Source organism: Streptomyces sp. HSW2009, assembly GCF_040240285.1.
In the GTDB taxonomy this organism is placed as follows: domain Bacteria; phylum Actinomycetota; class Actinomycetes; order Streptomycetales; family Streptomycetaceae; genus Streptomyces.
This window is the reverse complement of record NZ_JBEHZD010001258.1, coordinates 1-267: the sequence shown is the minus strand read 5'-3', so window position 1 is coordinate 267 and position 267 is coordinate 1. Positions and strand designations below refer to the sequence as shown.

Below are 267 nucleotides of genomic sequence, written 5' to 3'. Positions count from 1 at the left end.
GGCACGGCCCGGGCAACGCCCCGGGGCCGCTGGCCGGCTGGGACCGGGACCGCCTCGCCGCCGGCGTCGACCTCTACCAGGGCGTGCTGGCCGGCAAACCGGGCGCCGACCACTGGACGGTGACCGTACGCGGCGCCGGCGCCGCCCCCCCCGGGGGGGCCACCCCCGCCGGCCCCCCCGGCCCCCCCGCCGGCGGCGCCCCCCCGCGCCCCCGCCCGTTTCTCGGGGCCCCCCCGGGCGCGGGGGCGCGCACGGACGGGTCCGTAC

1 pseudogene is annotated in these 267 nt (G+C 86.1%); it reads left to right on the top strand.

Annotated elements, in window-relative coordinates:
• Positions 1 to 267: pseudogene (locus AAHZ94_RS35385) on the top strand (peptidoglycan-binding protein); the annotation flags it as partial.